General features: G+C 67.8%; 6 protein-coding genes and 1 pseudogene. 3 read left to right on the forward strand and 4 right to left on the reverse strand.

The genetic code is table 11. The features are described from left to right. The first annotated feature begins 469 nt into the window (after window positions 1–469). Window positions 470–883 (forward strand): Imm10 family immunity protein, encoded by a 414-nt coding sequence (locus AB0M95_RS40360; protein WP_363776892.1) that lies wholly within the window; start codon window positions 470–472, stop codon window positions 881–883. A gap of 547 nt (window positions 884–1,430) precedes the next feature. Here AB0M95_RS40360 and AB0M95_RS40365 read toward each other — a convergent pair. Next, window positions 1,431–1,838, reverse strand: a complete 408-nt coding sequence (locus AB0M95_RS40365) for a RidA family protein (RefSeq protein ID WP_358526979.1) — start codon at window positions 1,836–1,838, stop codon at window positions 1,431–1,433. Between the two features lie 142 nt (window positions 1,839–1,980). Here AB0M95_RS40365 and AB0M95_RS40370 point away from each other — a divergent pair, with 142 nt between their 5' ends. Both AB0M95_RS40370 and AB0M95_RS40375 read left to right on the forward strand, forming a co-directional pair. Further along, complete coding sequence (locus tag AB0M95_RS40370; RefSeq protein ID WP_363776895.1) at window positions 1,981–2,361, forward strand: helix-turn-helix domain-containing protein; 381 nt, start codon at window positions 1,981–1,983, stop codon at window positions 2,359–2,361. Between the two features lie 133 nt (window positions 2,362–2,494). Continuing rightward, on the forward strand, window positions 2,495–3,475 hold the full coding sequence (locus AB0M95_RS40375) for a hypothetical protein (RefSeq protein ID WP_363776898.1): 981 nt from the start codon (window positions 2,495–2,497) through the stop codon (window positions 3,473–3,475). A 309-nt stretch (window positions 3,476–3,784) separates the two neighbouring features. Here AB0M95_RS40375 and AB0M95_RS40380 read toward each other — a convergent pair whose 3' ends face one another. The 3 genes and pseudogenes from AB0M95_RS40380 to AB0M95_RS40390 form a co-directional block, all read right to left on the reverse strand. Beyond that, window positions 3,785–4,411, reverse strand: coding sequence for a hypothetical protein (locus AB0M95_RS40380; RefSeq protein WP_363776901.1), 627 nt, complete (start codon window positions 4,409–4,411; stop codon window positions 3,785–3,787). A gap of 931 nt (window positions 4,412–5,342) precedes the next feature. After that, window positions 5,343–6,707, reverse strand: coding sequence for a hypothetical protein (locus tag AB0M95_RS40385; RefSeq protein ID WP_363776904.1), 1,365 nt, complete (start codon window positions 6,705–6,707; stop codon window positions 5,343–5,345). Window positions 6,708–6,860: 153 nt separating this feature from the next. Continuing rightward, a pseudogene (locus AB0M95_RS40390) lies at window positions 6,861–7,601 on the reverse strand (phospholipid carrier-dependent glycosyltransferase); the annotation flags it as partial.

Raw genomic sequence — 7,601 nt, forward strand, 5'->3', positions numbered from 1 at the left:
TAGTCAATCCAGATCATGCCAGGTCAGAGCGGCACCTTTTGTCGTTTGTGACGCTAGGTGACGTTCACCGGCGTGCCGGTGAATTCATCAGGCTAACTGAGTGACAGCGACCCCGTATAAGCCCGAACGGCCGCGAATATTGACGCACGGGCAGCGCAGATCAGCAGTGATTTATCCGCACCTAGGGACCTCTCTGGAGGTTGCTTCGCATCGAAGGGGTCAGGGGTTCGAATCCCCACAACTCCACCCAGGTCAAAGGCCGTTTCCGCTGATCGGGAGCAGCGGTCCTTCCCGCTTGTACAACTGGGTACACGCTACTGAGCTTCTCGCCTCCGGGCCTGGCCGCCTCCCGAGTCCTGTCGGCGAGACCGCGCGTGGTACGCCTCATGCCTGGCACAGACCCGCATCGGCGTATGCCCGTGGTCATCGTTGGCTCGCCTGTCGCCGCGTACCGCTACTGTCGCACGGTATGGCGATCAGATTCACCGCGCGAGAAGTCGGCGTGGAGGAAGAACCCGAGCTCGAATGCTTGACCGCCGGCCTCGCCGAGGGCACGGACGGCAGTGGCATGGTGCTTATGTTCATGTGTAGTACATGCGAGCCCGATGACCAGGATGTCGCCCTGGGGATGGACACCTACTGCGTTGTCACCGCAGACCAGGGGACCGCGTATGGCGCCGTGAACGAGATCACGCTGCACGAAAAATTGCTGCGCGTCGTGGTCGCTCCTGATGCATTGGATGCGCTGAGCCTTTCCGATCCCGAGATCGAAGCCGTCCTGCAGGTGAGCGATGAGTCCATTGAACAGCTCAGGTCTGGACTACGACGAATACTCACCTATGGCCGCGTCGATGCGCGCCCGAGCATCATGAACCTGAACTAGCGTCGCTTCCCGATGCCTGGAGCAGCTCGGTCTGGTCAAGGAGATCTCCGAACTGGTGGACAAGGCGTCTTGTCCCGTGTCCGATCCTGGTCGAGACCGGAACGCAGGGCCGTCGATCTCGACCAGGTTGCGCACGACGTCACCGCGTTGCCCGGCCTCCCGATGCCGCGCTGGCCTGGCCGCGACGGCACGTACCCGGAGGGCCCCGGTCGGCAGGTTCGGGACCATGCGCAGCTGTGCCGGCTGATCGCGCTCGGCCGGGCCTCGGCGGTCCGGCCAGAGTCGTGCCGGGCCTAGCTGCGCCGCCACCTCGCCACCGTCCCCGTGCTGGACGCGCCGGCGGTGACGACGGTGATCGCGTGGCCGCCGCACAGCCGCTCCCGGGTCCTCGCGAGCCTGGTCCGGGTCGCGACCCAGCTCGCGTGATGGTCCTCTACGGCGTCGATGCGCAGGAGTTCTTTCTCGCCGAAGAGTCCTCCAGGTCCTCTAGACGAGTCATTCCGATGTGTGCCTGAGCACGCTGGTCGGAGTGGCCGAGAGCATCTGTTCAGTCGAGGATCGCGGTGGCCTCGATCTCGACCAGATGGTCGGGAACGTCCAGTGCCGCAACGCCCAGCAGCGTGGCCGGTGGGACCGGAGTGACCCCCAGCCTCGCGGCCGCCCGGGAGATGCCTTCCAGGAGCAAGGGCATCTTGTCGGGGGTCCAGTCGACGACGTAGACGGTCAGTTTCGCCACGTCGTCGAAGGAACCGCCGACCTCGGCCAGGGCGGTGCCGATGTTGAGGTAGCACTGCTCGACCTGCGCGGCGAGGTCGCCTTCGCCGACCGTGACCCCCTCCGCGTCCCAGGCGACCTGCCCGGCGATGAAGACGAGCCTCGCCCCTGATGCGATCGACACCTGCCGGTAGACCTCGATTTCGGGCAACTTCTTGGGGTTCACCAGGGTGATGGCCATGCTGCCTGCCTCCTTGTCCGGGCCCGCCTGTGGGCCCGCGTCCGCCAATCCGGACACTCGTGGTCTCTTGTGGTTACTCGGGAACTGTAAGAGAGTGTTCGCTGACATGGAAGAACGCACTTTTCAGTGACTGGGGAACCTGATGGTGACCAAACAGTTCAAGGGCTCACCCGAGGAAGCGGACCTGAGGCGCGCGGACTCCTTGGCGCGGGAGATCTTCTCGGACGTCGCCAACAAGTGGGCGTTCCTGATCATCGAGGCTCTCGGTGAGCGCACCCTGCGCTTCAGCGAGGTGCGGGAAGAGGTCGAGGGCATCAGCCACAAGATGCTCACTCAGAACCTGCGCATGCTGGAGCGCAACGGCCTGGTCGCGCGAGAGGTGCACCCCACCGTGCCACCGCGGGTCGAGTACACCCTCACCGAGCCGGGCCAAGCCCTACGGGCAACGATCGATGGAATGTGCGGCTGGACCCAGCAGTACCTCGGTCACATCGACACCGCCCGCCGCCGCTTCGACGCCTGAAGGCCGGAGGTCACAGAACGATCTTGGGGACCACGTTTCCAGACGCACCGTCAGCATTCGGATGGATTGGACCGGTCCTCGATCAAGGTTCGTTAGGATCGCCTGCGCTGCCCCCTAGCACCCGAGGAGTGCGATGAGCCGGCGATGGATCGTGTCGCCCCTGATTGTGGCCGCGGTTGTGGCCTCCGGCCTGGCGACGGTCACGGCGCCCGCGAAGGCCGCCGCGGACGACCCTGCCTCCGTCAAGGTCTCGCTGGTGAACGTCACGTCCGTGCGGAAGACCGTGCTGGGCTGGACGCCGGCGCGGTTCAAGGCGGCCAAGGTGGCGGTGGCCGTGCCGGTCAAGAAGGTCAGGAACCCGGGGCTGCCGACCGGGGATTCGAGCGGCATCGGGAAGGTCAAGGGGAAGGCTCCTGCGGTCGCGGGCATGCCGAAGACGGTCGGCCGGATCTTCTTCACGCGTGGCGGAAAGGACTACACCTGCGCGGCGACGTCGGTGAAGGGTCCCGAGCGCGATCTGGTCATGACCGCGGGGCACTGCGTGTACGACGTCGTCGGCAGGGCGGCCGTGAAGTCGCTCGTGTTCGTCCCCGGGTACAACCGGGGCCAGGCGCCGTACGGGGTGTACGCCGGGAAGGCCGGGTACGTCTGGAACCGCTTCGCGAAGAACGGTGATTTCGACTTCGACGTCGCCTTCGTGTCCGTGTACGACGGGCTGAAGCGCGACGGGGACGACTGGACGGACGCGGGCAGGCTCGGCGACGCGGTCGGCGGTCAGGGCTTCACCTGGGACCAGAAGGCGGCACAGGTCTACACGGCGTTCGGCTACGGGTCCCGGCAGGCGCCCGGGTACTGCGCCGGGCCGTCGACGGCCACCAAGCCGCTGCCCCGGTACGGCGTGAACTTCCAGATCGGCTTCCCCTGCAAGCTGTCCGACGGGGCGATCGGCGGCCCGCTCATCATCAAGTACAACGCCACCAGGAGGCTGGGCTACGTCGACGGCGTCGTCAGCCTGGTGGTGTCCGCCGACGGCAAGCGGTACATCTCATCCCCCTATTTTGGATATTGGGCGTACGTCCTCTACACCAACGCCGGTGGGGAGGTCGCTGAGTAGCTCAGAAGAGGGTCGCCGCGGCGTCGGGTTCGGGGAGCTTCGGGTCGGTGGGGGCGAGGACGTGGGCGTCCGGTGGCGGGCTCTCGGCGCGGACGGGCGTGCCGGAAGGGCCTGTCGGGCGGGCGCGACGGGGCCTCGCATCCCTCCCCGGATGCAGAGGCCCCGCGCCGTCGGACAGATGGGACCACGACCGGGGTGTGGAAGTCCGACGTCATCAGGACGTTCCAAACCGCGGTTCGGATTACCCGCCGGGCGAAATCGCGCGCGAAATCGCGAATTCTTTTCCGTGGGAGGAGTCGGGAGGACCGGTCAGGAGTCGCAGGTCTCGCAGGCGCAGCAGCAGTCGTCCTCGTCGGGGGTGGTGTCCCTGGAGGTGGATTTCTTCTCGGTGTGCTTCTCGGCCTTTTCGGGTGCCACCATGATGACTTTCAGGGTGATGTTGCAGACCTTGACCTGCCGGCAGAGGGCGTTCAGGACGGCGGTGGAGCCGTTGATGCTGTCGGTCTGGGTGTGCTGGATGCCCTTGTTGCTGGTGGGGCTTTTGACGGAGACGATGCTGTTGTTCCGTGACCCGTTGCCGATCTTGGTCAGACGTCCGGACTTGCCTTTCTGCTCCTTGTCGTCCCCGTCGTCCTCGCCCTCTCTGTCGGAGTCGCGATCGGGCCGCAGGCGGACGACGCGGTGGACGGCCCGGTTATGACGGTCGCCGTCGCGGGCGTGGGACGGGCGTTCGGGGCGGGGGCGTTCGGCGGCCGCGTGCGCCGATGCGGAGGCGACGGCGCAGAGCAGCAGGACGGCCAGGGGGAGCCCGGCGAGCAGCGTGCCGGTGGTGAGGGCGGCGAGTCTGGTGAGCGTGGTTGCCGAAGGGGCGACGGCGAGGACGCGGGCGGGAACCCGCATCCGCCCGCCCGCCCCGGTGGGATGGTGACATTTCATTCTTCGTCGCCTTTGCCGTATCGGACGCGACCAACCACGACGCCCTTCGATTCGATTCCCGTATCGACAGCGTAGCGTCATGAAGGAAGTTGATCACGTTTCCGGTCATCTCGGCGCAGGGTGTTTTCTTCAGGCCATCCCGTGGTGGTGGTGATTCCCGGTTATAGCGCGAAACCGTTGTCTATCTCACTGATACGCGGAGCCTGTGGCGTATCTTGCAGATACGCTGACGTTTCTTGCATATCGACGCCTGCATGGTGTTCGTGCTGCTCACGCTGGAGTTGACCATCTGCTGCACGCCCCGGGTAATGGTAGGGCTGTATATCGCGCCGTAGGTCCGGTTGTTCCGGCCGTTTCCGCTGTGCAGTGTGATGGACCCGTGGTCGTCGCCTCGCGGCCGCAGGGGGATCGCCGCCGCGCCCGTCGCGGGCCAGGCCGCCGTCGCGACCACCGTGGCGAGCAGCACCTGTGTCAGCCGCCTCAGGGTGCTGATCGTTCCAGGCCGCGGGGACTCTGTGGGGTGACCGTTCATACCGTTGCGCACCTGCACCTTCAGGCGATGGGCAGTCGATTACATTTTTGCCGACATATCCGACTGTCAATCTGCATACCCGCGATCCGATAAGAACTCCGCCGTGGTGGACTCTGTTCCATGGTGATTACCCATTTTTTGTCCGCACCCGCATTCGCCACCCCGGCCGGGCAGAGGGCGTGTCCCGCGTGGCCGGAGCTCCTCGCCCCGCGCGCGGTGCATACATAGTCACTTTTCCCGAAAAATCGGGTAAACCGCGTTGTCGTGCCGTCGCTACGGCGGTTACGTCCCCACCGGGATCTAAGGGCCAAGGCCGGCCGTGCGCCCGGAGGCACGCGACCGGCCGCGACGGTCCTTGAGAGACGATCCGGGGCGCGCCGGGACGCGCCGTGACGCGGCTCAGGCCGGGGTGCCCCGGCTCAGGCTGACGTACTGACGGGGGCGCAGGGCCTGGGCGCGGAGGGCGGTGAGGGCGGCGGCACGGCCGGTGGGGGTCAGCGCCGCGGGGGTCTGGTAGGCGGACGCGCGCTCGGGGGCGACAGGCGCGGGGGACTGCCAGGTCACGGGGGAGACGCACAGGTCGAACGCCTCCAGGCGGTGGCGCAGCTCGACCAGGGGCCTGGCCACGTCGGCCGGGGTGGCCGTGCGCCAGCCCTCGCCCACCACGACCTCGGTGACCCGCTCGGTGAGCGTGACGCAGGGCAGGGCCTTGCCCTCGCTGAGGAGCATCAGCCCGACCTCGCGCACCGAGACCTCCATCTCGCGCTGGCCCGACACAGGGGTCAGCAGGGAGGCGGTCGCGGCCTGCCACATGGCGGTGGGGTCGACGAGGAGCCCGCGGCCCTTGGTGGTGATCACCAGACGCCTGCCGGCGCGGCGGACGGCCTGCATCTCGTGCTCGGCGATGTGGCGCAGGGTGCGTAAGGCGGTGACGTGGTTCTCGCTGCGCGTGGCCGCCATGGGCCAGCCGAACCGCTCGGCGGCCTCGACGACGTACGCGCGGGCGATGTTGTGCCGCTGGGTGAGCGGCACGCCGCCCGGTCGGTCGGCGGCTTCCAGGAGCCAGCGCAGCGCCTGGAGGTGGGGGCCGTCGGGGGCGGGGATCGGCGCGTGCAGGCGTACCTCGAAGGGCTGCGCCAGCTCGCGGCGGGCGGCTCCGCGGCCGAGCACCCACCGGTTGAGCCGCTCGCCGTGCACGCGGTTGAGCCAGTTGTCGTCGCCGAGCTCGGCGCGGGGTTCGGTCAGCCAGCGGCGGGTGAGCGCCTCGGCCTCGGCCTTGGCGGTGCTCGCGTGCAGGTCGAGCCGGCCGCAGACGATGGCGAGCTCCAGCGCGGCCGAGCAGGCGAGGTGGGCGCCCAGTTCCTCGGGGCCCATGAGAGAGCTCCAGCGCAGCTCGGGGACGTCGGGAGGCAGGACGCCGCCGGCGTTCAGGGCACGCTGGTAGGCGGCCGTCCCGGCCTCGTCGCCCTCGCGGGCGTAGGTGCGCAGGATCTGGGCCGTGGTGGACGAGGCGCACAGGGCGGCGTAGCGGTCCATGCCGCCGAGGCGCAGCAGGCGTCCGAGGGCGCGCGCGATGGCGGCGCGGTCGCCGCTGAGCTCCAGGGGCAGCGTGTACCAGAGGAACTCGCACACGTTCAGTTGGGTGATGGTTTCCAGGGGCTCCCCGCCGGTCAGCCACTCGACGGCGACCCTGGCGTCGTCGGCGATGTCCGGGTCCGAGCGCTCCAGCTCTGAGAGGAGGGCGGCGACATCGGGTGCAGGCATGCTTCGCAGTCTGCCGTATATGCCTGGACCCTGACGACGACCACCGCCGCGGACGATTTCCACGTCACCTACCTGTAAGACCGGAACGAGCAGAAGGGCTGGGCTTTGGGGGTTCTGGCGCTCATGGCCACGTCATGTCGGGTCACATCATGATCAGATCCAACGGTCGAACAGCATGCGCCGGTGCCAATCGTCGTAGGGAATGATCTCGGCGGAGATAACGGGGTACAGCCACCAGAAGTTAATCAGGGCCACGAGCACGAAGGCACCCGATATCGCGGCTCCGGCGAGACGGCGGCCGGGACGGGCGTCGGCCGGGCCGATGAGCAGTCCGGCTGCCAGGGCGAGGGCGATGGCCATGAAGGGCAGCATGGGGGCGGTGTAGAACAGGAACATCGTGCGGTGGTCCGATATGGCGTAGTAGAACCACGGCAGCCAGCCGACGCCGTAGGCCAGCAGGACGGCCCCGGCCCGCCAGTCACGGGTGGCGACGTACCAGGCGATCAGCGCGATGAGCGCGATCAGCGCGCCATACCAGATGACCGGGGTGCCCACCCCCAGCACGGCCTGCGAGCACTTGGACGGCCCGCAGCCGTTCGGGCTCTCGTAGAAGAACGCGACCGGGCGCAGCAGCAGCGGCCACTGCCAGGGCTGGGACTGGTACGGGTGGGAGGAGTCGAGGCCGGTGTGGAAGCCGAGCACCATCGACTGGTAGTTCCACAAGGAGCGCACCGAGTCCAGGACGAAGAACACCGGCCCGTTGCCGGTGGCCTGGGCCCAGTTGCGTCCGTACCCGGAGGGGCTGGCGAACCAGCCGGTCCAGCTCGCCAGGTACACCACGACCGGGACCAGCCCCAGCCCGGCCAAAGCAGCCGGCACATCACGGCGCACAGC

Source organism: Sphaerisporangium sp. NPDC051017, from assembly GCF_040683095.1.
In the GTDB taxonomy this organism is placed as follows: domain Bacteria; phylum Actinomycetota; class Actinomycetes; order Streptosporangiales; family Streptosporangiaceae; genus Sphaerisporangium.

Bases quoted from the DNA above. Each gene is read 5' to 3' on its own strand.
- AB0M95_RS40360 (WP_363776892.1), top strand. From the start codon at position 470: ATGGCGATCAGATTCACCGCGCGAGAAGTCGGCGTGGAGGAAGAACCC.
- AB0M95_RS40365 (WP_358526979.1), bottom strand. From the start codon at position 1,838: ATGGCCATCACCCTGGTGAACCCCAAGAAGTTGCCCGAAATCGAGGTC.
- AB0M95_RS40370 (WP_363776895.1), top strand. From the start codon at position 1,981: ATGGTGACCAAACAGTTCAAGGGCTCACCCGAGGAAGCGGACCTGAGG.
- AB0M95_RS40375 (WP_363776898.1), top strand. From the start codon at position 2,495: ATGAGCCGGCGATGGATCGTGTCGCCCCTGATTGTGGCCGCGGTTGTG.
- AB0M95_RS40380 (WP_363776901.1), bottom strand. From the start codon at position 4,411: ATGAAATGTCACCATCCCACCGGGGCGGGCGGGCGGATGCGGGTTCCC.
- AB0M95_RS40385 (WP_363776904.1), bottom strand. From the start codon at position 6,707: ATGCCTGCACCCGATGTCGCCGCCCTCCTCTCAGAGCTGGAGCGCTCG.